Origin of the sequence: Pseudoalteromonas sp. S3178 (genome assembly GCF_005886985.1) — a bacterium.
Taxonomy (GTDB): Bacteria; Pseudomonadota; Gammaproteobacteria; order Enterobacterales; family Alteromonadaceae; genus Pseudoalteromonas; species Pseudoalteromonas carrageenovora.
The window spans coordinates 1-213 of the sequence record NZ_PNCW01000174.1 but is presented as its reverse complement, the minus strand read 5'-3'; the positions used below and the strand labels follow the sequence as shown (position 1 = coordinate 213).

Annotated in this window: 1 pseudogene; it reads right to left on the bottom strand. The window is 51.2% G+C overall.

Annotated elements, in window-relative coordinates:
- Nucleotides 1-213: pseudogene (locus CWC11_RS20500) on the bottom strand (oxygen-independent coproporphyrinogen III oxidase); the annotation flags it as partial.

Here is a 213-nt window from a genome sequence, read left to right as displayed (position 1 = left end):
TTCATCGTCCGGCTTGGCAAAGTGGTCCATACCAATGAATTGGTATCCAGCCGCGAGCATGGCGGAGAGGGTTTCTTTAAACATCGTCAGCTTGGCTTGGGCACTGGGCAAATCGGCGTCTTTAATTTTGCGCTGCGCGGCAAAACGCTCTGGCAGATGGGCATAATTAAATACCGAGACGCGATCCGGGCCAATATCAATTAGTCTGGCAAT